Source organism: Exiguobacterium sp. s122, from assembly GCF_018618475.1.
Taxonomy (GTDB): domain Bacteria; phylum Bacillota; class Bacilli; order Exiguobacteriales; family Exiguobacteriaceae; genus Exiguobacterium; species Exiguobacterium himgiriensis.
In genome coordinates this window covers 416,908-440,606 of sequence record NZ_JACSMD010000001.1, presented here as the reverse complement: position 1 = coordinate 440,606, position 23,699 = coordinate 416,908, and the positions used below count along the sequence as shown (strand labels likewise).

Below are 23,699 nucleotides of genomic sequence, written 5' to 3'. Positions count from 1 at the left end.
TATTCATATATGTCTCACATTTTATTCTGCACCGCTTTCGGCATGTCTGACATTTCAATCTCATCGTACGACGTCACGGCGTCGTCTTTCATGTAGAGCATCAAGAATGCCCCTTCGCGTAACGCCTTCGCAGCACTAAATGTGACACGTTGTGCCTCACCTTCTGCCGTATACGCTTCTGTCTCATACACGTAACGGCGTATGACTTCCCCAGAGTCAAGCGTTGTTTCTTCAACGTCGGTCGCTTCGCTGACTTGGAGGTACACGTTCTCTTTCCCGAGCCGGTTCCAGTCCACGTTGATTAACCCGACTGTCACGAGGACGAAGGCAAGTAAATAACCTATCATCTTTTTCATTTTAATCTTCTCCTTACAATACAGATTTTGTGAACCGACGGACCGTCAGCCCATAGTAGAGTGCATAAATTGTTGAGTAGACGGCCATCCAAACGATAACCGGTACAGTAAAGTTCATTGCGAATAGTCGTGAAAATGCGATTAATGCGACGCTCGCGTGCAATAAACCAAGCAGATAGGGTGCCAAGAAGACGACGGCGACTTGATGTCGGATCGTCTGTTTCATATCACGTTTTGAAATTCCGACTTTCCGCAACACCGTGTATTTCGCTCGATCCTCTTCTACCTCCGTCATCGTTTTGAAGTAAATGATACTTCCGGTCGCAACAAGAAAGACAAGTCCGAGGAAACTACCGACGAACAGGAGTGCTCCGTTGACGGCCATCGTGTCACGGTATAAATCCGTCGCACTCGAGAACTGCGGTTGTGTCGACAACGCATCTGATAAAGTGGCTTGGTCTTTATAGTCGGCTACTTTTACAACGTGATAGGAAATGGCATCACTTTCGATTTCTTCATAGACGTCATCTCGTGTGACGAGGAAAATGCCGCCAAACGTCATGACATTCAATGGTGTCTTTTCGACGTGTTCTTTGACGGGGTACGTCGTGCCGTCTACTACGACTTGATGCACTTCCTCATTGAAACGTTCATCATAGAACGGATCGATAAGCCGGACTTCTTTCCCGTCAAGAGCGTTCGGTTCGTCCCAGTCAAGTCCTTTGACGAGCTCTCGATACGTCGATTCTTTGATGACCCCATACTCACGTTCCTCGTACTCATCTGGGATACGGACCGTCTTTTTCAACACACTCGCTTCGGCAAGGACTTCCGCATCAATCGGCTGTGCGTCCCCTTCCCAAGCGAACGTGTATGGGGTAAAGGATGTGACGTTTTCTTCAGCATAGTAGTAAAGACTAAAGATGGCGCCACCAGCCGTGATTGCCGTCGCGCTGATGATACTGATAAGCGTGAGCGTCTTGGCGTTCCCCCGAATCCGGTATAAGAGTTGTGATGTCGTTAACAGGTTCAATCGCCGCCATGACCATGCTTCATTTGCTTTGATGCGTCCGAGGATAAAGATGAGGACACTATGGAATAGTAGCGCTGAACCGATGACTGTCAGTCCGATAATGACGAGCGGCATCGCAAGGCTTAAGACACGCCAAATGGGTGAGGTCAAATCCTGAAGCGCGAGCCAATACGCGATACCAAGTGTCAGCACGCCGCCCATCGCCGCGAACACGTTCGCTCTTGGCATGTCTTCGCCTTTTTGATCGGCATGGAACAGCTCAATCAAATTGAAACGATAGATGACGCGGTATCCTTGAAACGACGTGAACAAGAAAATGCCAAGGAAAACGACGAAGGTCTCAATGAACGCCGATTGGGAGAACGTAAACCCGATTGCCAAGTCGCTGTTCATCAGCCGAAGGAGCACTTGTAACAGCGCATTCGCCCCGAGCACACCAAGGCCAATGCCAATCATGAGAGAGACAGCGCCGATGACAAGGTTCTCGAACAAGAGCAGTTGCCCAATCTGTTTCTTGCGAACGCCAAGTAGCGAGTAGAGTCCGACTTCACGTTTTCTCCCTTTTAAAAAGAAGGCGTTCGAATAAGCGATAAAGAGTGCGACAAAAAGGAGCAGGATAAATGTTGAAGCGTTCATCAATCCACCGATCTGTTTGGACGTCTCCGCTAAGGCACTGATCTCGCCACTATGTTTGAGCGTCGCAAACGTGAAGTAAATGATGATCGAGAAGATGGTCGTTCCGACATAGAGTGCGTAACGCGACAAATTGCGGACGACGTTCTTTTTTGCTAAATCAAAGAGCGTCATGTGCCGCGCCCCCTTTTAACTCTTCCAAAATCGCTTCATAGAACGCGTCACGCGACGTCGCGCCACGAATCAATTCTTTCGACAAACGTCCGTCCTGAATATAAAGCACGCGTCGACAAAAGCTGGCTGCATATGCGTCGTGCGTCACCATCATGATGGTCGTTTCCGCTTCGTTCAGACCCGCGAGCGTTTCAAGCAAATCGGTCGCCGACTTCGAGTCGAGCGCACCTGTCGGCTCATCAGCAAAGATCAGTTTTGGGTTCGAGATGAGTGCACGGCAGACAGCCGTTCGTTGTTTTTGTCCGCCTGAGATTTGATATGGATATTGGTCGAGAATGTTCGTCAGACCGAATCGATGGGCGAGCGTATCCACCAGTTGTCGTGTCTGTTCGATTGGCGTCTTCGAAACGGCGAGGGGCAATAAGATGTTCTCACGCACCGTCAACGAGTCGAGCAAGTTATAGTCTTGGAAGATGAAGCCGAGATGGTCGCGCCGGAAGTCCGATAGCGCCTCTTCATTGAGCTTCGCGATGTTTTCGCCTTCGACGAAAATGTCTCCGTGCGTCGGGGTGTCAATCGTCGCCAGCACGTTCAAGAGCGTTGACTTTCCGGCGCCCGACGGTCCCATAATGCCGACAAACTCGCCATGATCAATCGTGAAGGAGACGTCATCGAGCGCTTTGAACGTTGCCTCCCCTTTCCCGTAAATTTTTTCAATGTGGTTAACGTGTAATAATGATTCCATAAGTAGCACCTCTTTCTAATGACTACGTTACAGGGGCTACCTTAACTGAAAATCACGCGTACCTTACAAAAACCTTAAATGGTATGATTTGTTCGAGAGGTGATTTTATGGAACCACGCATCTTAATCGTCGATGACGAGAAAGACTTATGTACACTTATTCAAAAAGCACTTGAAAAAGAAGGATTCACCCATATCAAAACGGCGCACACGGTAAAAGAGGGCATCCATTTGTTCCACTCGTTTCAACCACACATCGCCATCTTGGATGTCATGTTGCCGGACGGGGAAGGCTATGACTTATGCCGTCACATCCGAACGACGTCAAACATCCCGATTTTATTCTTGTCTGCGAAATCCGATGAAGTCGATAAAATTCTCGGACTCGCTATCGGTGGCGATGACTACATCACGAAACCGTTCAGTCCAAAAGAAGTCGCTTTTCGAATCAAGGCGCAGCTCCGACGGGTATCGATGTATGACGCACCGACGCAAACGGACATCCACGTCGGCCCGTTCCGGATGACGGCGGACGAGAACGAGGTATATCTTCACGACAATCGGCTCGAACTGACGGCAAAAGAAGTCGGACTCCTCGCTTGTTTTCTTCGCCACCCTAATCAAATTCTCAGTAAAGAGACGTTGTTCACCCGTGTCTGGGGTGAGGCGTTTTATGGGTCGGACAATACAGTCATGGTACACATGCGCCGACTCCGTGAGAAAATCGAACCGGACCCTTCACGTCCCACGTACATCGTGACAGTGAAAGGACTCGGCTATCGGTTTCATGTGTGAGGAGGCAGCATCATGAAATGGAATCTGACTGGACGCTATCTCGTGTCCATCCTCCTCATTGTTGCGACCGTGATCATCTTAAATCTCGCCATCCTCTTCGGTCTGCTCGTTAATGACCGGACCGGGCTCGATGACGTCGAAAGCAATTCCGGCGAGACGTTCACCCGCACGTTCAATCAGTACATGACGCTTGAGAACGGAAGTCCGGTCGTATCCGAGGCAGGACTCGAGGCACTTGAACGAAACAACGCCTGGCTACAAGTCCTCGACGAATCCGGAAACGTCGTGACGGACGCGTTCGCCCCGGAAACAGTACCCGACGCGTACACGCCGCTCGAATTGATTCATATCTATAAGTATAAAGACGATGACCTGACACTCTACTTCGTCGGTGGCTTTGAGTCGTATAGCTATCTCGTCGCCTTCCCGGAAGCGACGGAAGGCCGGCTCGTCACGATGATTGATCCGCAATCGGTGCTCGCGTATTTATCGAAAGCCGGTCTGATTTTACTGATCGTCGACCTTGCCGTCGCCGCGCTGATCGGTCTTGCGTTCAGTTCACGCTTGACCCGTCCTGTTTATCGCCTGACGGAACGAATCGCCCAGCTAAAGGCACGTGACTTCTCGACCGTCGAGCCGAAGCGACCTGGCATCTATCGTCCTGTGTTCGCGAACTTGAACGACGTCTCGAAAACGCTCAAGACGTATGAGCGGGAGCGCGAACAGCTCGAAATCCGACGCAAAGAATGGATGAGTAACGTCTCACATGACTTAAAGACCCCGCTCGCCTCGATTCAAGGCTACGCCGAGTTGCTTGACGACACGGACGTCAACGAGACGGAACGTCGCCAATATGCGGCCGTCATCGAACGGAAAGCGCGGTACATGAAAGAATTGCTCGACGACTTCAATTTGACGATGCGGCTACAGCACGGAGACTTCCCGCTCGAGAAAGTAGACGCCGGTCTCGAACGGTTCGTTCGTGAACTCGTCATCGACGTGTTGAATGACCCGCGCTTCGCGGACCGCTCGCTCGAATTTACAAGCCATGACGCCGCAACGGTGGCGCTCGACCATCACTTCATGAAACGGGCACTGTTGAACTTCCTCTATAATGCGCTCGTGCATAACGATGAGACGGTACACGTTAAAGTCGCCGTCAGCGGATCGACAATCACGATTTCAGATGACGGCCAAGGAATCAATGATCAGGACTTGCCGTATATCTTTGAACGGTATTACCGCGGGACGAACACGGATGATACGATTGGCAGTGGCCTTGGCATGGCCATCTCACGCGACATCATCGAAGCGCATGGTGGAACGGTCGACGTGACGAGTGAAGTAGCTACTGGTACATCAATTCATATCAACTTGCCCCACGATAAAAAATAAGCAGACATAAAACAGGTTCGCCGCGGCGAACCTGTTTTATCTTGGAAGAGATGTTTTTCTATTTTCCTCGTCATCCGTTACATCAAAATAAAACCCTAAGAACGAGGCATACTTTATCGAAATGGTCCCGCCCGTCTCGGTATAAAATTCTCGCTCATAGAATTGAAGAATGTAGTACCCTGTCGAAACTAGAATAGACTTCATGAGGAAAGGGTTCGCCGCGGCGAACCCTTTCATGTCGTTTCATAAGCCTCAATCCACGTTTCGAGCTCCTCAATCGGAAGCGGACGCGAGAACAAGTAGCCTTGCATCTCATCGCAACCGAGTGCCTTTAGTGTCTCGCGTTGGCTCTCGGTCTCAATTCCTTCGCAAACCGTTCTGAGTTTCAACCCTTTAGCTAATTCAATAATCGACTGGACGATGACGTTTCCTGTCGGATCGCTTTCGGTCGCTTGAATGAACTGACGATCAATTTTGATTTCTTGAATCGGATAGTGTTTCAAATAAACGAACGCCGAGAACCCGGTACCGAAATCGTCAATCGAAATGGAGAATCCGACGTTTCGAAAATCAACGAATCGCTCGATCACATGTTGTTGATTCTCCATGCCGACACTTTCCGTAATCTCAAACGTCAAGTAGTTCGGACAGACGCCGATCTCTTTGACGATCTTCGTCAACTTCTCAACGACCCCGTCTGACAAGAAGTGACGGGCCGACAAGTTAAGGGCAAGCCGATATGTTCGCCCGGCATCATGCCAAGCTTTCAACTGTTTGCAGGCGATGGCAAGCATCTGTTCTTCGAGCGCGATGATGATTCCCGTTGATTCTGCTAGTGGGATGAAATCAAGTGGCGGGATGAGCCCCTTTTCAGGGTGCACCCAGCGCATCAATCCTTCAAACCCGTTTAACTGTCCAGTCGCCGCATCGATTTTCGGTTGATAGAATAGCGTAAATTCGTTCAATGCAATTCCTTTTCTTAAATTCATCTCTAGCTTCAATGCAGCGGCCGCTTTTTCCCCCATCTCCGGTTCGTAAAACGAGACGACCCCACGCTGGACGTTTCCACTTTCAGCGAGCCGCGTGGCATGAATCAACTCAAGCGTCGAATACGTCTTGTCTTCGATAGCGATGAACGCGCTCATCGTCAAGACGACATCTAACTCTCCGACTTTATATGCCTCTCGTGTCACCGTCTCTGCGAGCAAATCAGCAATTCCGTACGCTTTAATTCGATCCCCATAAGGTGTCCACACCATGAATCCTGACTGTGAGATGCGGGCTAGCATCGCTCTATCAACGTGTTGCCGAAGGCGATCGGCCACTTCTTTGACGAGCGTATCAGATTTTTCGAGTCCGAGCGCATCCTCGACGGCACGAAACTTATCGACCTTTAAATAGATTAGTGAGCCGAGACGATCGGACGATTGCTTTCGGACTTCATCAATGCGTTCGACGAACGCGTTTTCGTTCATGAGTCCGGTCAATTCATCTGTGTACGCCAAGCGTGTAATATGCTCTTCAATCGAGTGACGTTCGAGTCGTAAATATAAAATGGAGATGAAATCTGACAAAGTGCTAACCATCAGCTCTTCCATATACGTCCACTGTCGTGGAGCGAACGTCTCACAACAGATGACACCCTTCGCTTTGTTGTTTGCGTAGATGGGCGCATCAAGCATCGAATAAATCCGTTGCCCTTCCACAAAATATTGTTGATAAAGCCCTTTCACCCATTCATGGCTACGCACGTCATCGAACGGAAGTACCCGGTTCGTACGGAGCGCATCAAAGTAGACCGGTGCGTCATCCCGATAGACGATTAAGTCCGGATAGGATTGGCCGACTTCTTTCGAGTACGCAACTTGGCACCGTATAGACGCATAGGTGTCGTCGAAATGCCAAATCGAGACGGTGTCGACGTCGAGCATGTCCGAGACGACTTGGCACATATACGCAATCGCCTGATGGACCGTCGCTTCATTCACGTCCGGCATCCGTACGAGGTCGAACAGTTTCTCTTGGTGTCTTCGATACGATTGTGCAGAAAAGTTCCCCTCGGTCATAAGTCCCCTACTCTCATTTTTCATCATTAATTTATGATAGCATGAATTCTACATAAGAAAAGTTTCCAAAATTCAACAGAAAGTCAATTTCTGATTCGCCCCTTTTACCCAATTCATCCCATTTCTACCTATCAAAAATTATTGACCTTCTTTTCAACAGAATTGACCTGTTTGAGCCCTTCCCCCCATTGCCTGCCGATTTCGAAACATCTTACAATGTAACTGTATTGATTTTATCGAACCGTAACCTACGCCATCGAAGAAGGAAGTGACTCCATGGATCATAAGTCCGGCCTCATGTACTCATTCGCCGCCATCGCCGCCGTAACCGTCCTCGCTCAGGCCGACGACGTTGCCGCCGCTAGCACACATACCGTCCGCGCCGGAGATACGCTCTGGTCGATCAGCCAACAGCACAACATCCCGCTCGCGACCTTGAAATCTGTAAACAACTTGACGTCCGACCGAATTGCCATCGGGCAGACACTGAGACTCTCTGGTGCCGTGGCACTCGCACCTGCGAACAACAGTGCGACAAAAACGCGTACGACGACGGCGAACTTGAACCTCCGGAGCGGAGCCGGGACGACGCACAGCGTCCTCCTCACCATTCCGCGCGGACAAACGCTTACCCCGCTCAAGACAAGTGGTGTGTGGACACAAGTGACGTATTCTGGCCGCACAGGTTGGGTGCATAGCGACTTTTTAAGCGCAACACCAGCACCAGCGACTCCGACACCGGCTCCAACTGCACCGGTTGTCACACCGAACGCTACGACCACATCCAAAACAACAGCAAACTTAAACCTTCGCGCTTCAAAATCGACGAGCGCGCGCATCTTGACAACCATTCCAAGTGGAAAGAGCGTCACCGTCTTGAAAGTCGAAGGTACTTGGTCGCATGTCAAATATGGTACGCATACGGGCTTCGTTGCGAATACATATTTAACGAAAGCGGCGTCAACGCCAGCACCAACTCAACCCGCAACCCCGGCGCCGTCTCAACCGACGCAAATTAAAGAAGAAAACATCAATACGTCGTACGTGACGACAGCGAACTTGAACGTACGCCAAGGTGCAGGCACCGGCTTCGCACTTGTCACGACGATTCCGAACGGCACGACCGTGACGGCAACGAAACAAAGCGGTTCATGGGTTTACGTGACGTATAACGGCAAAGCCGGCTACGTCAGCACCGGCTTCTTGAAACAAATGACGACCGCACCAAGTGCCCCTGTCGCTCCAAACCTCGGAGATGCCGGCGCTGGTAATACAAACGTCGACTATGTCGTCAATACACCATCTTTAAACGTCCGTGCCTCGGCGACAACGAGTTCGGCCATCATCGGTAGCGTCACCGCTGGTCAAACACTTCGTGTTGTCCAGACATCAAACGGTTGGCATCAAATTTACATCGGCAACACGACCGGCTTCGTCTCGGCTTCTTTTGTCAAACAAGTGCCGAAAGGGACCGCGACGAATCCGACGTGGGTCTCAGGTTCTTATGACGCGCACACGTTCTTCACGGCGAGCCCGGTCGCCATCCGCGCGCAAGCCAGTGATACGAGCGCGATCGTCGGTTCGACGTTACGTGGTGGTTTGTTGAATATCACCGGCGAAACGGCAACTCATTATCGTGTGGCCGAAGGCTTTATCGCAAAAGCGCATGTGACACAAGTGAGTGGACAATCTGCTCAAGCGACTCGTCTCGCCACGATCGCCGTCGCCCAGCGCTTCGTCGGCACTCCATACGTTTGGGCATCCTCTAGCCCAGTCAATGGCGGGTTCGACTGTTCGGGCCTCATCTTCTATGCGTTCAACCAAGCAGGCGTCAACATCCCACGAACGAACGTCGCCAACTATTGGGGCGCCGCCTATTTCGGACCACAATTACCGAAATCGTTCACGCCACAAGCGGGTGACCTCGTCTTCTTCGAGAACACGTACACGGCCGGTCCATCGCACATGGGAATCATGATCAATGCAGATACGTTTATCCATGCCGGTACGTCTGGTCTTGGTTACAACCAAATCAGCAAAGAGCCGTATTGGCAATCGCGCCTTCTCGGCTATAAACGTCCATGACTTTCGACTCACTTAGAAAACCCGACCATAGTCGGGTTTTCTTTTGTTTTAGCAGGATTTCATATCAGAGATGCGAAATGCACTATAAAATAAGAAGAAAAAAAGGAGGTGTCAGATGGATCAACACCGTTTTGCTAAAATTCCGTATCGAATTTACACGATGGGACTTGCTGTCGTCTGTCTCATCGGGGTGCTCTTATTCGGTCTCGGTTTAAGTTATTATTGGAAAGAAAAGCACAGCGTCGTTGATCAGACAGTGACAAACTTGAATCACGCGGACGACCTCGCTGGTGTCGAGTCATATCTCGTCTTGCATCAGGCAGCACGATTGTATGAGGTGAACTCAAATCAACCTACAGCCCTTTTCTCGGAACCATATCGAGAACGAGCGCTCCAATATAACCAGCAACTACAAGACGATTTCAAAACTGGCGTCAATGAACGGGAGCGTGAGGCGTTACTCGCTTTTTCGGAACGCCTCGAAGAGACGTTAGATGAGGGCAGGTTTGACGCCGTCCCGTTCGACGTCATCGAATCGATCGACCGACGCTGGCTCTATCAAGGACTTGAACGTACCGCACAAGAGAACGCTGCCTATGAACTCGCCGATGCTGTCATGCGTATGCAGATGACGTTCGTTCAAAACATTTCAACCTTATTTGCCGTGACACCGAATCCAGGAACGCTCGAAACAGAGATTGCCCCACTCTCAAACGAGGCCAGGTTGATTGAAGACATCGTCGCCTCCGAACCGTCATTACAAACGCAAGCCGTCTCCGATTTAATCGAGAGTGCGCTCACGCTCGGTCGCCTCGCTGTGACAGAATCCACACTCGAGGCTCGCTACGTCAACGGCACCAATTTTTATGAAGATACGTACGAGGTCTTGCGTTCAATTCGGACTTCAACCGAAACGACGTTAGCTTCCGAAAGAAGTCGGTATGGAACACTGGCTGTTGTCGCTTTCGCCTTGACCGTTCTTCTGTCAGCTAGCCTTCTCGCTGCCTTGTGGATTACGCGGAATGCTTATGCACACGATCTCGCCCACTTGAAGGCTCGAGCGCTCGCCATCGATCCGAGCATGGAACCAATCGAGGGGACCTTCCCTGTGAGCCATGACTTCCGAGGGATTGAGGATGAACTTCGCGAGATTGCCGTCAGTGTGCATTCGACCGTCCATACGCTTGAGACGAAGTCGAACGAATTACTCCGTTATCACGAGCGCTGGTCCTCGCTCTTTTCCGAGACCGGACTCGCCATCGCTCTCGTCGATGACGGGTATAACTTCCTTGAACGAAACGATGTATTCCGTCAATTTTTCGGGAATCGGAACTTATATGAAATCAATCAACTCTTTACCGACACAGGCCGACGCTTATTCCGCGAGGCGTTCGAAGGGGTGACAGAACACGGAACGAGCGCTCAGTTCATTTTGCATTTGAAAGGCGAACACGTCCGATTTCTAAATATGAAGATTATCCCGCTCAAACGTGGGGAGGCACTAACCTATTATCTCATCCTTGAAGATGAGACGGAGCGTGTCGAACGGGAACGAAAAGTCGACCGGCTCGTCCGGTTCGATATGGCGACGGACCTCTATAATGAATACGGCTTCGTGCAGGCTTGGGCGAAACAAGACATCAATGGCGCCTTCGTCGTCATCAAACTGAACGATTTCCATCACCTGGTCGATTGGTATGATGCGACGTATGCAGATTTACTCATGACTGAGTTCGCCCGCCATGTCGAAGAGCGGCTTGAGAAGTATGCCCAGAACTTGTTCGGACGTTATCGGGATGACACGCTCATGTTGTACGTCCAAGGCTTCACTGCGGAAGACGAACATGAATTGATGGAGCTATTCCCTACAGAACTCTTCATCAATGGAAAGCGTCAGACTGTTCATGTGCAAATCGGGGCGACACACACGACGCCGAATTTCACGGACTGTCTATTTGAAGCGACGAAAGCGCTCCAACACGCCAAAGAGACGCGGACGCCGTTCGTCTGGTACGACGCAAGTATCCTCGCCCAGCTTCAGTGGGCTGGCTTGATTGAACAGGCGCTACCGGACGCGATTTCGAAAGGCCAAATTACCGTCGCCTATCAGCCGCAAGTCGAGTTGAAAACGGGTCGAGTCGTCGGTGCTGAAGCGCTCGCCCGGTGGCAACATGCCGAGCTTGGACAGATTCCACCGAACGAGTTCATCCGCATCGCCGAACGATCTGATCAAATCCTTTGGTTGTCTCACTCGATTCTCGACCAGGTGATCAATCAACTTGTCATGTGGCGCGACACGCCGTTCTCTCATATCTCGTTGTCATACAATTTGTCCGCCCACTCGGTCGACCCGTCCATCGTCACAAAACTACACGAGAAGATTGAGACGTATCCGTGGTTGCCGGAACGATTGAAGATCGAGTTGACCGAGTCGGCCGACATCATGTCGCACACGGGCGAACTCGACCGGCTCGAAGATATCGCCGACCTCGGTTTCTGCTTGTCGATTGACGACTTCGGTACGGGGTACGCCTCTTTCGAAGCGATTTGGCACTTGCCGATTCAAGAAGTGAAAATCGACCGCATGTACGTAAGCGGCAAGGCGAAAGACAGCACATCGTTCCTCCGCGCCGTCTCCCGGTTCGCAAGCGAACAAAAACTCACCTCGCTCGCTGAAGGCATTGAGACCGAGGAGGACTTGAATCGCATTCTTGCCGAAGGGGTCGAACTCGGACAAGGCTATTACTATGCCCCGGCACTCCAGGCAGATGCGTTCGAGGCGTGGGTCCAACAAAAAACAGGCCACTCGTCTGAGTGACCTGTTCGCATACCGGCTGACCACGCGTCAGCCGGTTTTTCGTTTGACTAGATTTAGGAGTAGCTTCAACGCGATCAAGCCGAAAATGATCGGCAAGACGATCGGGAGCGACCCACGCGGCAACAACCCGAACACGATGAACACGGTCATCCCGACCGTGAAAAACAGCTTGATCCCCCGATCCGTCGTGAACTTGTCCCAGCGCCAGACGAGCAAGAGGAGGGCGAACGGCGGGAAGAAGAACGTCAGAAAAAAGAACGGCATGTTGCGTGTATACCAAGGATTCATCGATTCACCACCTCTTCATACAACGTTCGTGTCGCCTCTTCCGTCTCGAGGTTCATATAGATCGGTTTCCCGCTCCAGTCGATGCGGACGACTGAACCGACGCCTCGATCGATAAAGAGGAGAACGTCTTCTTTATAGATGGTTCGAAAGTTGCCAGTGTAACGCGTCGTCGTCGCTGCCCCGTTCTGCCTGCGTTCGAGGCCCGGCAGTGACGTCAACGTGACGGCCGTGATGTCGGCATACGGCACCGTCTGTCCGTAGGCGCCCTCGATGACGAGTGCCGATTCGGTGAGCGTCACCTCGGTCGACTGTGAGAACCAAAGGAAGAGACCCGGGATGACCGTGAGCAACAGCACGCTGACGATTGCGAGCGGGATGAGCCGTTTCTTCCCGCCTGGCCGAAGCTTTCCAGAGTCGTCGAAGATGTTGCCATCATACTTTTGGGCACGCCAAAGCGTCAAGACGACGAACAACAGCAGTCCGATGAAGAACGGTTCGAGCGGAATGTTTAATCGAAGCGCCTCGATGGCGGCAATCAAGAGAAAGATGACACCGATGCCGTACGCCATGATGCCGATGAGCCGGGCGACCGACTTGATGTCGACCCGTTCTTTGTCCGCTCGTTTCATCGTGTTGTAGCCGGAGATGAGGAAATGCCAGCCGAGCCGATGGACGGCAAAGCCGAGGAAGAACATGAGTAGTGCCATGATGACGAATATCCACATAGATTGAGACCTCCTGTCTCTTTATTCTACGTGAAAACGGGTGGGAGGTTCCAACAATCGTCAAATTCACATAGAGGCACAATTGTCCCGTATACTGACGGTAGAATAGGACAAGGAGGAATTGGATGTATCGTACGAAACAAGACTTGATCACCGATTGGACGAAATCATCGGCCGGCACGCTCGACGTGCTCCGCGCCGTCACCGACGAGACGCTCATGCATGCAATCGTCCCGGGCCACAACTCGCTTGGCTGGATTGGCTGGCATGTGACGACGGCGCTTGGTTACTTCACGAACTTGCTCGGCTTTCGGCTATCGCCCTTGAAATCACTCGCTCAACCGACCGATGCGCTTTCGATTGCCAATCAATATGAACGGTATGCGCGCGAGTTGGCAGAAGCGGCTGAACAATTTAGCGACGCGTATCTTCTTGAGGAAGTTGATGTGCACGGGACGGCCATGCCACGCGGGGCTGTTCTACGGATGATGATGAATCATCAGACACACCATCGTGGACAAATGACCGTACTTCTCCGTCAGGCTGGATTACCGGTACCCGCTGTCATGGGACCGACAAAAGAACAATCTTAATATAAAACGAGACGAGACCTTAGGCCTCGTCTCGTTTTATTTAGAAGTCGATGGTTTCACGTTCGGTTGCATCCGACCGATCCCTTCGTATTGGACATCGCGAGGATCGCGGGCAAACTTCCAAGCGTTTCGAGCATCGATGAAGCGTTGCTGGCGCATCCCGGCGAACGCTTCCGGTTTTAAGTTGACGAGTTCTTCCCATTCGGTAACAAGAATTGCATAGTCAGCCCCTTCGAGCGCTTCTTCCACCGTGTCGGCTTGGCGATAATCCCACGTCGCGAGCGGATCATAGCCGATGACTTCGACTTCTTGTAACAGTAACTGCTGCGCTAGCGCAACAGATGGGGCATCACGCATATCGTCTGTCCCTGGCTTAAAGGCGAGCCCGAGGAACGCGACGCGCATGCCGCGGGTCACGTCGAGCTTCGATAACAAGTAGCGGAGTTGGGAGGCATTTGTTTCCGTAGCTGCTCGAATAACTGGCAAATCAAGCTGGTTTTCTTGAGCGACATGTAACAATGCCGCCATGTCTTTCGGGAAACACGAGCCGCCATACCCAAGCCCAGCGTTTAAAAACGAACGTCCGATTCGTGGGTCGAGTCCCATACCGTCAGCGATTGTCGTAATGTCTGCCCCAGCCTGATCGGCAAGACGAGACAAATCGTTAATAAAACTAATTTTTGTGGCGAGGAATGCGTTTGAGGCGTACTTGATAAACTCGGCGTTAATCGGTGACGTACAAACGATTGGGACGCCGAGTCGTCCATAAATGCCCGCAAGCTCTTCGCACATTTCAAGATTGTCGCTTCCAATGACAACGCGATGCGGCTTTAACACATCCGCCAAGGCGCGCCCTTCCTGCAAAAATTCCGGGACAATGGCGAACGTGTGCGCTGGATACATCATCTTCAAGACGTTCGTCGTCCCTGGGGGCACTGTACTCCGGATGATGATTTTTTGCGCTGTCTTGAATGCGGCGAGCGCCGACTCGATGTAGGACAAATCGCAACTGCCATCTTCACGGCTCGGCGTGCCGACTGCAAGAATGACGTAGTCAGCGACTGAAGTAAGCTCAATGTCGTCCGTCCATGTGATTGCGTCTTGATATTCGGAGAGCACCTCGGCCATGCCCGGTTCGTGGAACGGGATCGTGCCGCCTTTTAATTGCTCAAGTTTTGGTATATGTTTCTCGACGCCGATGACCTCATGCCCCGCTTTTGCGAGTCCGCATAATGTGGCCAAACCGACGTAGCCTAAACCAATAATTCCAAATTTCACGCTAGTTCCTCCTTCGGTATACTCCCTTCAACAGTAGCGAAAAGTGGCCATGAAGGGAAGGTGATAACGCGTTTGAATGTTCTCAGATGGTTGATTTTTTAAACTTGATTCGATGTCGCCCGTCTCGAAAGTGCGCGCTGACGCGGGGAAATGCTATAATGGGTCAAAATGACGCTAGAAAGGACTAACCGCATGGGCTTACTTGCTTTCTTTTTAGTTACACTCTTTATCTACTATTGGTTTCCGGTCCGGGGGGGACTGAAAACCTTTCTTCTCATCTTAATTATGGTGAGCGGTTGGCTCTCCATTTTTGAAATTGTCTCCATTTTAGAAGCCCGTCCATGGGTAGCCGCACCACTCTTCCTTGTGATTGGTCTCGTTATATGGAAATGGCGAAAAGATCGTAACCAGCAAGAGAAAAGCGTTTGACGAATGTCAGATGCTTTTTTATTTTAATTCGATTCATGTTGATGGCTTTCCTGTTCAAACTGAAAAAAGCGCGAAGTCAATCGCGCTTTTTCGATATCCTAATTCATTCGGCCGGAACATCGACTACATCTCCTGCTTTAATCTCTCCGTTTAACACACGTTCCATCTCCTCTAAGCTGAACGCATCAAGCAATTTGACGCCATTCACATAAACTGTCGGCACATACGCGACTCCCAAATCTCTTGTATACAGTCTAGCGTTTTGAATACCGGTATCCGTGTGCGCTACGAGCAGCAGATTCGGATCAATTTCTAACGTTTTGGCGAGGCGACGCACATAGGCTTCGGTCCCAAAATCGTCCATTCCTGAATCCATTCCAATTTGTCGTTGAACCTCATAGTAACGGGTTGGCATGTGTCTTTCTACGTTCAAATCAACACTTGCGAGCAATTGAGATCGCTCGTTTAACAAGACGAGCGGTTGTCCTTTAAATGACACCTTTCCCGTATCAATCCAGCGTGATTCGATTTCCGGTAAAACACTTTCCATCCACTTCTTGCACCACGGACAACTGTAGTCAAAGATGAAGACAATCTCATCCTTCCCATCTCCGAGGGCTACCTTTTCCGCGAGCGGGAGTTCATAAGCCTCATATGTATACGTTTCCTCTTCTTTTTCCGCCCCGGTAGGATTACAAGCTGCTAGAAATAACAGTGTAGCTAAACACATAAGTTTTACGCCTCGCATAAACGTTCTCCTCTCATATTGTTCAATTATTCACAATAAAATTTATAACATAATTTCGTGATTTATGCGAATCAGCTTTTTTTCCAGATTTAAATTTTCAATAAAAAGGGAAACAAAAAAGAATAAGTGGTATTACACTATCAACATTTCATTTTTTAGAAAATCAGGGAGGTTTGTGATGAAATTTTACTTATTGGAATTTGCACCATGGATTGAACCACTGGCCCAATTCGTATTCTGGTATCCGTTTATTATGGCACTGTTTTGGATTTCTGGAGCCGTCCTATTCAGTTTTACACGTGAAAATGAAAAACCGCTTGATTTGAACGAACGGGAATGGCCGCTTATTAGTATTTTGGTTCCGTGTTATAACGAACAAGATACGATTGAAGAAACCATCACTTATTTAGACCATCTCACCTATCCACATTTAGAAATCATTGCTGTAAACGATGGAAGCTCTGACCGGACTGGTGAACTGTTGATTCAACTCGCAGAAAAACACGAACGTCTTCGCGTCATCGACTGTCATGAAAACCGAGGGAAGGCCAACGCATTACATATGGCTGCCCATGCGGCACATTCAGAGTATCTGCTTTGTGTCGACTCGGACGCCTTCTTAGCAGAAGAAGCGCCGTACCATCTCGTTCGTCATTTCTTAGATAAAGGCGAGCGCGTCGGAGCCGTAACCGGCAACCCACGCATTCGTAATCGTGACACGCTCCTCAGTCGGATGCAAATTGTCGAGTACGCTTCAATCATCGGCTCCATTAAACGGACACAACGCGTCATGGGCAAAATCATGACGGTATCCGGCGTCATCGTCATGTTCCGAAAGAAAGCACTCCTTTCGGTCGGCTTATGGGACCGGGATATGATCACCGAAGATATCGCGGTTTCGTGGAAACTCCAAAAAAAGTTTTGGGATATCCGCTATGAGCCACGCGCCATCTGTTGGATGCTCGTACCGGAGTCACTTTCTGGGATTTGGAATCAACGTGTTCGTTGGTCACAAGGCGGACAAGAAGTCGTCCTCCGTCACTTTGATATTTTCAAAGACTGGCGCCAACGACGCATCTGGCCGGTCTACTTCGAACAAGTCATTAGCGTCATTTGGGCATATGCGTGGCTTCTCGTCACGATTTATTTATTCGTTACAGCCAACACGCTTCAACAGATGCTCGTCTGGTTCACGTACAACTCGTTTGCCCTCGTCTTAATCAGTCACATTCAACTCTTGATTTCTCTTTGGAATGACGCACGTTATGACAACGTCTTCCGCTACTATGTATGGGCCGCTTGGTATCCCGTCATCTATTGGATGCTTAACACGTTCGTCGTCATCGCGGCAACACCGAAAGCGATTCGCTCGACAGTGAAAGGAGGATACGCCACATGGAGCTCACCAGACCGGGGGACACGACGGAGCAGTCTTTAAACGAAGGCGTACTCGTCAAAACGAAACATTCGGTTTTTCGAAAGATTTTTGATGTAATATTGACCATTATTTTCTGGGGATACACGCTCGTCGTCACGTGGTTCTTCGTCAGTGCGTTAATCGGAGTCAATGACCGTTATATCGCGACTGTGAAGACCGCCTTGAACGTCACGAATGCGGATATCCGCGGGCTACTCGCGTTTGGATTGGTTGCGTTGCTTGTATCCGCACTCGTCTTATTCGTGTGGCGTACTTACAACAAGAAGCGATATGGCTCGTTGAACCGAAGGCAGCCACCGACGCCAACAACAATCGAAGAGCTGACCAACTTAGGCTTAATGGAGGAAGCCGATATTCGCCGACTCCAAACTGAAAAAGTCGTCGTCTTTGAAGACAATCCGGTGAAAGAACTACCTAAATAAAACTGAACAATATTGAATGAAGAAAACGGCCTTTCTTACTGGAAAGAGGCCGTTTTTTTCTTTTGTGCCGTTTTTTTAGAAACTGGCCGTTCCCCTGTGAACGGTTCCATCGTCGCAGCCGTAGCGGACGTGATGCCATCCCGCCGCAGTACTTTTCCAATCGTCAGCCAAATAATGCGCCAATCATTTCGCCACGAGATGTGATCGACGTAGCGGACGTCTAGTTCAAAACGTTCGTTCCATGACAAGCGATTTCGTCCGCTCACCTGAGCAAGCCCAGTCAATCCGGGCCGCACCTCATGTCGGCGCTTTTGTACCTCGTTGTAAAACGGCAAATAATCGACAAGGAGTGGTCGTGGACCGACAATCGCCAAGTCTCCTTTCAAGATGTTCAATAGACTTGGCAGTTCATCGAGACTAAGTGAGCGGAGCGTCTTACCAAAGCGCGTTAACCGTTGTTCGTCCGGTAACAACGCTCCAGACGCATCCCGCGCATCGGTCATCGTCCGAAACTTGTACAGATAGAAAATTATACCGTCTTTCCCCGGACGTGCCTGCCGAAACAAGATGGAAGGCCCCAACTTGATTCGAACGAGAAGCGCGATTCCGAGCAAGAGCGGACTAAGGACGATAAGGGCGAGCAGAGCTAACATAACGTCTTGCGGATACTTCACATAGCGCGCGTACATGACAGCCCCTCCTATTCGACAGATGCGTACATCGTTTCGTAATACGATTGATACGTACCCGAGACGATTCGTTCGACCCAGTCAGGATGATTGAGATACCACTCAATCGTCTCTTCGATTCCTTCTTCAAACGAGTATCGTGGCGTCCAACCGAGTTCCTGCGCCATCTTGCTCGCATCAATCGCATAGCGGCGGTCGTGTCCCGGACGATCTTGAACGAATTGAATCGACGTTTCTGGACGGTTCAGCTTTCGTAGAATCAGTTTGACGAGCGCTAAATTTGTCTTCTCGTTATGACCGCCGATGTTATAGACCTCACCAACGCGTCCTTTCTGCCGAACGAGATCGATGGCCTCACAATGGTCGCTGACATGAAGCCAATCTCGAATTTGCAGACCATCCCCGTATACCGGTAACATTTTTCCAGACAGCGAGTTGTGAATCATGAGCGGAATTAGTTTTTCCGGGAACTGATAGGGGCCGTAGTTGTTGCTACACCGCGTAGTCTTCGCCGGGAAGCCGTACGTTTCATAATACGCACGCACGAGCAAATCAGAGCTTGCTTTCGATGCGGCGTATGGGCTATTCGGTGCAATCGGCGACACTTCCGTGAAGAATCCTTCGGTACCGAGTGAGCCATACACCTCATCGGTCGAGACGTGGACAAAACAAACACCTTCACGATAGTGACGGCTATGTTTATCGTCCGGATTGATTTTCCAATGCCGCATCGCAGCGTCGAGTAGCACTTGGGTACCGAGCACGTTCGTCGTCAGAAATACTTCCGGTTCTGTGATGCTTCGGTCGACGTGGGATTCGGCTGCGAAATGGACGACTTCTGTCACATCATACGTCTCGAACAAGCGACGGACAGCCTCACGGTCCCGAATGTCTACTTTTTCGAAATGGTACAACGCGTCTTCCGGGATTCCCTCCAAATTTTCCAAGTTCCCGGCATATGTCAACACGTCGACGTTAAGAATGCGGTACGTCGGATGTTTTTCCCGAAAGTGTCTTATGAAATTTGAACCGATGAACCCGGCTCCGCCAGTCACGAGTAGCGTTCGCATCTGCTTCTTCCCCTTCCTTGACGAGTGATAGAAGATATTGGCCGTAATCTGTCATTTTCAACGTCGCTCCGATATCCGCGAGTTCCTCACGAGAGATGAAACCACGACGCCATGCGATTTCTTCTAAGCAGGCGATGTAATAGCCTTGCCGCTCTTGGACGGTTTGTACGAAAATCGATGCTTTAATCATCCCTTCTGGTGTTCCCGTGTCGAGCCACGCCATGCCTCGGCCGAATAAGACAACGTTTAGCTCACCCCGTTCAAGGTACATATTGTTGATGGACGTAATCTCAAGTTCCCCACGCGGAGAAGGCATGACGGCTTTTGCAAATTCGATGACTTGATTGTCATAGAAGTACAGACCAGGTACCGCGTAGTTCGATTTCGGGACCGCCGGCTTTTCTTCAATCGAGACGACGCGATGCTTGTCGTCAAATTCAACGACACCGAACGCTCGCGCGTCTTTCACTGGATAACCGAAAATGGTCGCCCCATGCTCATTTTGTTTCGCATGTTGGAGGAACCGGGTCAAGTCTGGACCATAGAAGACGTTGTCCCCGAGAATCAAACAGACCGAGTCGTCACCGATAAAGTCGGCACCGAGGATGAACGCGTCGGCGAGGCCGACCGGCTTCGTTTGGACTTGATACGTGATTTGAATACCGAGCTGATGACCGTCCCCGAACAACCGTTCATAACCGGCAATATCTTTTGGAGTCGAGATGAGTAAAATCTCCCGGATGCCAGCAAGCATAAGGACAGACATTGGATAATAAATCAGTGGCTTATCATAGATAGGTAAGAGCTGTTTGGAAACCGCTTTCGTCATCGGATAAAGTCTCGTCCCGTTCCCACCTGCTAAAATGATTCCTTTCATGTCGTCACTCCTCTCCTTACGACTTCGCAAATTCGATGCACGTCTTCGTCACTCAGCTCCGGATAGAGAGGGAGCGTCAACACCCGTTCTGCAATATGTCTCGCGACCGGTGTGGCACGGCTCGCAAATCGATTCTTGTTCCACGCATAATCCGTCACGAGCGGATAGAAGTATTTCCGACTGTAAATGCCTTCTCGTTCAAGTAGTGCATGTACGTCGTCGCGAAGATTCACGGTACCTGTAAACACGATCGGATAATACGAATGGTTTGTCTCCACACCAGGCTGTCTGACTAATAAGCGCACACCTTCGACTGATCCTAACAAACGATCATACGTCTGCCTTACATGTCGGCGCCGGTCCAACACGTCATCAATATGACGGAGGTTACAAAGACCCATCGCCGCTTGAAATTCATTCATTTTGGCATTCCCGCCCGGTTCTTGCACCGTTTCCGGCCCTGTAATCCCAAAGTTTTTCAAGCGATTGAACCGGTCGCTCAATTCGGCATCGTTAAACGTTAACGCTCCACCTTCAATCGTATGGAACACTTTTGTCGCATGAAAGCTAAACATCGAGACATCCCCGTACGTACCAATCCCGCGACCCTTCACGGTCACACCGAACGCATGGGCTGCATCATAAATGACTTTAAGATTGTATCGCTTCGCAATCGCTTCGATTGCTTCGACATCACATACGTTGCCATATACGTGAACGGGGAGAATCGCCGACGTCTTCGTCGTGATCAATCGCTCGATTTTTGTCGCATCAAGCGTATAATCATCGGCGCGGATATCCCCGTAGACGGGCTTCAACCCTTTTCGAATCAACGCATGACTCGTTGAGGCAAACGTGAATGGAGTCGTGATGACTTCTCCCGTCAAATCAAGTGCCTCAATCGCGGCTTCAAGAGCCAAGTGCCCGTTTGTGAACAACACGACGTTTTCAACGCACAAGTAATCTTGTAACGAAGCTTCCAATTGTTGATGTTTCGAACCATTATTCGTCAGCCAGCGCGTTTCCCAAATGTCCTGAATTTCGGCCGTATATTCTTCAAACGTCGGCATGACGGATTTTGTGACCGCGATGACGCTTGAAGGAGGTTTCGGTTTTGAGTAGGGAGCATGGACCGGAAGCGCGTTCGACTGGATGTCAGCAATGTGTAGCATGGGATACCTCCTAGGTGACTTGTCGGTTTGATATAAGCGCGTATCGGTCGAGCATCAATTGCATCTCTTCTTTCGAACAATGCATCATTAAATCGATGATAGACAAGTACGGTTCAAACGTTTCCATTCCTTGGTCATACGGCACGATGTCCGTATCAATGAAAGATAGACGGATGCCTCTTTCGTCAAACGCATCGGCATCATAGAGTGCTCGTCCATTGATGGCGTTGATGTATTCGGTCGCGCCGAGCGCCTGACAAATGGCGAGGACACGATCTTGGCCTCTCAGCGCTTTCCCGATGGCTAAATCGGAAGAACAAATGATGTTTGTTCGAATCCCTAAATATCGAGCAATCGTCTCGATACTATGAGCTAAGTACCGACTGACGTTTCGATCCTCATACTCAATCGCTTGCTCGAGGACTGGCATGACTCGTTCAAACTGCGAGGTCCGCCTGTAACCATGATAGAGGTGCTTCAATTGATGGCGTATCACATCTTCAATGTTTGCCCGCTCATGTTCGAGGATGAGACGATTTTGACTCATCTTTTTCACCGACATCGTCAGCGGAACTTTGTGTTCATCCACTAAAATATAGTTGCGATGAATCCAACCTTTTTTGATGAAATGGACATCATCATAGATGACGAACGTGTCGACTGCGTGAATGAGCTGGTAGTACCCGATGTACGGAAAAAAGTATGGCTGCATGATTGCGACTTTCATGACCAACCTCCTTTATAAGATGAGCTTTTTCTCCCGCAACGTGTCGTAATACCCTTTTGCTGTCACGTCGTTTCGGTGAAACTTTACAAGTTCGCGTGACAATTGACCGTGTTTGATGAGTCGTTCTGGATGCTTTAAATATTGCTCGATACTCGCTTCAATCGATTCGACCGTCACGTCGCAGAAGTAACAGTTTTCTTCACTGACCGAGTGATGAGCAACATTATTGATTTGATTGCTGATCACGATGCCCATCCCTGACGCGCGCGCTTCAATAATCGTTCCATTCCCATTTGAATACGTCGCCGGAAGAATCAAAATATCTGCTTGTTCGTAAACGCGAGGCATCTCATCCCATGCCTTGATTTCGTCTAAGAAGTGAACGTGTTCGAGTTGATGCGTCTTGATATAGGCTTTACATGCTTCTAACAGTTGGCCGGAATGATTTAAATACAGTTCGAGTGAATAGCGTTTTGATAAGTTGCGATACGCCTCTAAAACAAGGAGTGGTTGATAACGTTCAACGAGACGATTGGCGAATAACAACTTGAACGTGTCGCCTGGCTCCTTATGACGCAAAGGATGCTCGAAATAGGCGTCGATGTCTTGCGCATAGGTCGCGTGCACGACTTTCTCAGGATCAAATCGTAACTCGGACTTGAACTGTTCGACAGCGACCGTCCCCATCCCGAAGTAGAGGTCAGCGTCCTTGAACATCCAATGGAGTAACTTCGTCTTCGTCGGATTGTCTTGTCGGTTCATGAGCAACGTCGAGGGATCGTCATCATTTTGAAGCGGCCGTAGCGGTTCGCTCATGACAACCACTTTCATTCCCAGTCGCTTCGCAAGCTTCGTCAAGACCGCATGGCCAGGCATGAAGCCGCCTAGGAGTAAAATATCTGGTTTAAACCGAATGAGTTCCGGAATCAGACCGAGCGAGAAATAACTCAATTTCGGGAATCGTTTTGAGTACGGCAATACTTTGCAGCGATCGCCAAGCGGGATTTTCCACCAGTGAGGTCGATTGCTGTCGAGGTGCTCGTAAAACCAAAACTCTGCCTCAAAATACTCTTCTAGCGCGTAGCATAGCTTTACTTGATAGGGGGAGGCAATATTACTAATGAAGACCAGTTTTTGTTTCATC

22 protein-coding genes are annotated in these 23,699 nt (G+C 50.0%); 8 read left to right on the top strand and 14 right to left on the bottom strand.

Features of this window, described 5'->3' with window-relative positions; genetic code table 11:
* Positions 1-14 precede the first annotated feature (14 nt).
* Genes KNP92_RS02285 through KNP92_RS02275 form a run of 3 tightly spaced genes read right to left on the bottom strand, consistent with a single transcriptional unit; the run spans position 15 to position 2,941 of the window.
* A complete protein-coding gene (locus KNP92_RS02285) occupies positions 15-356 on the bottom strand; it encodes a YxeA family protein (protein ID WP_214836404.1) in 342 nt (113 codons plus the stop codon).
* 13 nt (positions 357-369) lie between these two features.
* A complete protein-coding gene (locus KNP92_RS02280; protein ID WP_214836401.1) occupies positions 370-2,196 on the bottom strand; it encodes an FtsX-like permease family protein in 1,827 nt (608 codons plus the stop codon).
* Positions 2,183-2,941 carry an ABC transporter ATP-binding protein gene (locus KNP92_RS02275; protein ID WP_214836398.1) on the bottom strand — a complete coding sequence of 253 codons (759 nt, stop codon included), beginning with the start codon at positions 2,939-2,941 and terminating at the stop codon, positions 2,183-2,185. Before KNP92_RS02275 ends, KNP92_RS02280 begins: the two co-directional genes overlap by 14 nt.
* A gap of 107 nt (positions 2,942-3,048) precedes the next feature.
* Between KNP92_RS02275 and KNP92_RS02270 the strand changes: the two genes are divergently transcribed.
* Both KNP92_RS02270 and KNP92_RS02265 read left to right on the top strand, forming a co-directional pair.
* Positions 3,049-3,735 (top strand): response regulator transcription factor, encoded by a 687-nt coding sequence (locus KNP92_RS02270; RefSeq protein ID WP_214836396.1) that lies wholly within the window; start codon positions 3,049-3,051, stop codon positions 3,733-3,735.
* Positions 3,736-3,747: 12 nt separating this feature from the next.
* Positions 3,748-5,130 (top strand): sensor histidine kinase, encoded by a 1,383-nt coding sequence (locus tag KNP92_RS02265; protein WP_214836393.1) that lies wholly within the window; start codon positions 3,748-3,750, stop codon positions 5,128-5,130.
* A gap of 233 nt (positions 5,131-5,363) precedes the next feature.
* On the opposite strand, the gene KNP92_RS02260 is transcribed toward KNP92_RS02265, so the two are convergent.
* Entirely contained in the window at positions 5,364-7,196 is a 1,833-nt protein-coding gene (locus tag KNP92_RS02260) for a bifunctional diguanylate cyclase/phosphodiesterase (protein WP_214836390.1), read from the bottom strand.
* A 276-nt stretch (positions 7,197-7,472) separates the two neighbouring features.
* Between KNP92_RS02260 and KNP92_RS02255 the strand changes: the two genes are divergently transcribed.
* Complete coding sequence (locus KNP92_RS02255) at positions 7,473-9,281, top strand: C40 family peptidase (RefSeq protein WP_251136361.1); 1,809 nt, start codon at positions 7,473-7,475, stop codon at positions 9,279-9,281.
* A 115-nt stretch (positions 9,282-9,396) separates the two neighbouring features.
* Complete coding sequence (locus KNP92_RS02250; RefSeq protein WP_214836387.1) at positions 9,397-12,099, top strand: bifunctional diguanylate cyclase/phosphodiesterase; 2,703 nt, start codon at positions 9,397-9,399, stop codon at positions 12,097-12,099.
* 27 nt (positions 12,100-12,126) lie between these two features.
* On the opposite strand, the gene KNP92_RS02245 is transcribed toward KNP92_RS02250, so the two are convergent.
* Positions 12,127-12,387: a hypothetical protein gene (locus tag KNP92_RS02245; RefSeq protein ID WP_214836384.1), complete on the bottom strand. Its 261-nt coding sequence runs from the start codon at positions 12,385-12,387 to the stop codon at positions 12,127-12,129.
* Positions 12,384-13,112 (bottom strand): DUF3784 domain-containing protein, encoded by a 729-nt coding sequence (locus KNP92_RS02240; RefSeq protein WP_214836381.1) that lies wholly within the window; start codon positions 13,110-13,112, stop codon positions 12,384-12,386. Before KNP92_RS02240 ends, KNP92_RS02245 begins: the two co-directional genes overlap by 4 nt.
* A 125-nt stretch (positions 13,113-13,237) precedes the next feature.
* On the opposite strand from KNP92_RS02240, the gene KNP92_RS02235 reads away from it, so the two are divergent.
* The gene (locus KNP92_RS02235) at positions 13,238-13,705 is read left to right on the top strand and encodes a DinB family protein (protein ID WP_214836378.1); all 468 of its coding nucleotides are present in this window, start codon (positions 13,238-13,240) and stop codon (positions 13,703-13,705) included.
* Between the two features lie 36 nt (positions 13,706-13,741).
* Here the strand turns inward: KNP92_RS02235 and KNP92_RS02230 are convergent, their stop codons facing one another.
* Entirely contained in the window at positions 13,742-14,983 is a 1,242-nt protein-coding gene (locus tag KNP92_RS02230) for a UDP-glucose dehydrogenase family protein (RefSeq protein ID WP_214836375.1), read from the bottom strand.
* Positions 14,984-15,175: 192 nt separating this feature from the next.
* On the opposite strand from KNP92_RS02230, the gene KNP92_RS02225 reads away from it, so the two are divergent.
* A complete protein-coding gene (locus KNP92_RS02225; RefSeq protein WP_214836372.1) occupies positions 15,176-15,412 on the top strand; it encodes a hypothetical protein in 237 nt (78 codons plus the stop codon).
* Between the two features lie 103 nt (positions 15,413-15,515).
* On the opposite strand, the gene KNP92_RS02220 is transcribed toward KNP92_RS02225, so the two are convergent.
* Entirely contained in the window at positions 15,516-16,160 is a 645-nt protein-coding gene (locus KNP92_RS02220) for a DsbA family protein (RefSeq protein WP_214836369.1), read from the bottom strand.
* Positions 16,161-16,338: 178 nt separating this feature from the next.
* Here KNP92_RS02220 and pgaC point away from each other — a divergent pair, with 178 nt between their 5' ends.
* Both pgaC and pgaD read left to right on the top strand, forming a co-directional pair.
* On the top strand, positions 16,339-17,598 hold the full coding sequence (gene pgaC, locus KNP92_RS02215; RefSeq protein WP_214836366.1) for a poly-beta-1,6-N-acetyl-D-glucosamine synthase: 1,260 nt from the start codon (positions 16,339-16,341) through the stop codon (positions 17,596-17,598).
* On the top strand, positions 17,556-18,020 hold the full coding sequence (gene pgaD / locus KNP92_RS02210) for a poly-beta-1,6-N-acetyl-D-glucosamine biosynthesis protein PgaD (protein WP_214836361.1): 465 nt from the start codon (positions 17,556-17,558) through the stop codon (positions 18,018-18,020). The genes pgaC and pgaD overlap by 43 nt, the downstream gene beginning before the upstream one ends.
* A 35-nt stretch (positions 18,021-18,055) precedes the next feature.
* Here the strand turns inward: pgaD and KNP92_RS02205 are convergent, their stop codons facing one another.
* Genes KNP92_RS02205 through KNP92_RS02180 form a run of 6 tightly spaced genes read right to left on the bottom strand, consistent with a single transcriptional unit; the run spans position 18,056 to position 23,698 of the window.
* Entirely contained in the window at positions 18,056-18,709 is a 654-nt protein-coding gene (locus tag KNP92_RS02205; protein ID WP_214836358.1) for a sugar transferase, read from the bottom strand.
* 11 nt (positions 18,710-18,720) lie between these two features.
* The gene (gene rfbB / locus KNP92_RS02200; RefSeq protein ID WP_214836356.1) at positions 18,721-19,779 is read right to left on the bottom strand and encodes a dTDP-glucose 4,6-dehydratase; all 1,059 of its coding nucleotides are present in this window, start codon (positions 19,777-19,779) and stop codon (positions 18,721-18,723) included.
* Positions 19,685-20,656: a glucose-1-phosphate thymidylyltransferase RfbA gene (gene rfbA, locus KNP92_RS02195; RefSeq protein ID WP_214836353.1), complete on the bottom strand. Its 972-nt coding sequence runs from the start codon at positions 20,654-20,656 to the stop codon at positions 19,685-19,687. Before rfbA ends, rfbB begins: the two co-directional genes overlap by 95 nt.
* Complete coding sequence (locus tag KNP92_RS02190; RefSeq protein WP_214836350.1) at positions 20,653-21,828, bottom strand: DegT/DnrJ/EryC1/StrS family aminotransferase; 1,176 nt, start codon at positions 21,826-21,828, stop codon at positions 20,653-20,655. The genes rfbA and KNP92_RS02190 overlap by 4 nt, the downstream gene beginning before the upstream one ends.
* 10 nt (positions 21,829-21,838) lie before the next feature.
* Positions 21,839-22,555 carry a WbqC family protein gene (locus tag KNP92_RS02185; RefSeq protein WP_214836347.1) on the bottom strand — a complete coding sequence of 239 codons (717 nt, stop codon included), beginning with the start codon at positions 22,553-22,555 and terminating at the stop codon, positions 21,839-21,841.
* A gap of 12 nt (positions 22,556-22,567) precedes the next feature.
* Positions 22,568-23,698, bottom strand: a complete 1,131-nt coding sequence (locus tag KNP92_RS02180) for a glycosyltransferase family 4 protein (protein ID WP_214836344.1) — start codon at positions 23,696-23,698, stop codon at positions 22,568-22,570.
* Between the last annotated feature and the right edge of the window lies 1 nt (position 23,699).

Coding starts and splice junctions, on each gene's coding strand:
- KNP92_RS02285 (WP_214836404.1), bottom strand. CDS start 356: ATGAAAAAGATGATAGGTTATTTACTTGCCTTCGTCCTCGTGACAGTC.
- KNP92_RS02280 (WP_214836401.1), bottom strand. CDS start 2,196: ATGACGCTCTTTGATTTAGCAAAAAAGAACGTCGTCCGCAATTTGTCG.
- KNP92_RS02275 (WP_214836398.1), bottom strand. CDS start 2,941: ATGGAATCATTATTACACGTTAACCACATTGAAAAAATTTACGGGAAA.
- KNP92_RS02270 (WP_214836396.1), top strand. CDS start 3,049: ATGGAACCACGCATCTTAATCGTCGATGACGAGAAAGACTTATGTACA.
- KNP92_RS02265 (WP_214836393.1), top strand. CDS start 3,748: ATGAAATGGAATCTGACTGGACGCTATCTCGTGTCCATCCTCCTCATT.
- KNP92_RS02260 (WP_214836390.1), bottom strand. CDS start 7,196: ATGACCGAGGGGAACTTTTCTGCACAATCGTATCGAAGACACCAAGAG.
- KNP92_RS02255 (WP_251136361.1), top strand. CDS start 7,473: ATGGATCATAAGTCCGGCCTCATGTACTCATTCGCCGCCATCGCCGCC.
- KNP92_RS02250 (WP_214836387.1), top strand. CDS start 9,397: ATGGATCAACACCGTTTTGCTAAAATTCCGTATCGAATTTACACGATG.
- KNP92_RS02245 (WP_214836384.1), bottom strand. CDS start 12,387: ATGAATCCTTGGTATACACGCAACATGCCGTTCTTTTTTCTGACGTTC.
- KNP92_RS02240 (WP_214836381.1), bottom strand. CDS start 13,112: ATGTGGATATTCGTCATCATGGCACTACTCATGTTCTTCCTCGGCTTT.
- KNP92_RS02235 (WP_214836378.1), top strand. CDS start 13,238: ATGTATCGTACGAAACAAGACTTGATCACCGATTGGACGAAATCATCG.
- KNP92_RS02225 (WP_214836372.1), top strand. CDS start 15,176: ATGGGCTTACTTGCTTTCTTTTTAGTTACACTCTTTATCTACTATTGG.
- KNP92_RS02220 (WP_214836369.1), bottom strand. CDS start 16,160: ATGCGAGGCGTAAAACTTATGTGTTTAGCTACACTGTTATTTCTAGCA.
- pgaC (WP_214836366.1), top strand. CDS start 16,339: ATGAAATTTTACTTATTGGAATTTGCACCATGGATTGAACCACTGGCC.
- pgaD (WP_214836361.1), top strand. CDS start 17,556: ATGGAGCTCACCAGACCGGGGGACACGACGGAGCAGTCTTTAAACGAA.
- KNP92_RS02205 (WP_214836358.1), bottom strand. CDS start 18,709: ATGTACGCGCGCTATGTGAAGTATCCGCAAGACGTTATGTTAGCTCTG.
- rfbB (WP_214836356.1), bottom strand. CDS start 19,779: ATGCGAACGCTACTCGTGACTGGCGGAGCCGGGTTCATCGGTTCAAAT.
- rfbA (WP_214836353.1), bottom strand. CDS start 20,656: ATGAAAGGAATCATTTTAGCAGGTGGGAACGGGACGAGACTTTATCCG.
- KNP92_RS02190 (WP_214836350.1), bottom strand. CDS start 21,828: ATGCTACACATTGCTGACATCCAGTCGAACGCGCTTCCGGTCCATGCT.
- KNP92_RS02185 (WP_214836347.1), bottom strand. CDS start 22,555: ATGAAAGTCGCAATCATGCAGCCATACTTTTTTCCGTACATCGGGTAC.
- KNP92_RS02180 (WP_214836344.1), bottom strand. CDS start 23,698: ATGAAACAAAAACTGGTCTTCATTAGTAATATTGCCTCCCCCTATCAA.